1 protein-coding gene is annotated in these 310 nt (G+C 60.3%); it reads right to left on the minus strand.

What is annotated here, in order from left to right:
* A partial coding sequence (locus D1614_RS28275) for an acyl-CoA thioesterase domain-containing protein (protein ID WP_206610169.1) occupies positions 1 to 281 on the minus strand: 281 nt, incomplete at its 3' end.
* Positions 282 to 310: the final 29 nt, after the last annotated feature.

Below are 310 nucleotides of genomic sequence, written 5' to 3' on the forward strand. Positions count from 1 at the left end.
CCGGTTGCCGGGCCGACGAACCCGAATTGTGCAGAGCGCAACGGCGGCAGTTCCCCGAACTGGCGCGCCACGCTCTCAAGGCAGAAGGCCGCGGACAGACCGCCATAGATGGTGCGGCCCTGAAGCCAGTCCTCTGTCGCCGTGACCGAACAGGTCTCGCCGCTGACCGTTATGGTGTCCATCAATGCGGTGAAATCGATCATGGTGATGCACCTGCTCCTGAAATCCGTTTCCGCAGATATACCTGTGCAATGCACAATAACCACGATCATGGCAGCCATGATTGTGGATGATCGCCGATCGCGCGGCC

It is taken from the genome of Maribellus luteus, assembly GCF_003576475.1.
Taxonomy (GTDB): domain Bacteria; phylum Bacteroidota; class Bacteroidia; order Bacteroidales; family Prolixibacteraceae; genus Draconibacterium; species Draconibacterium luteum.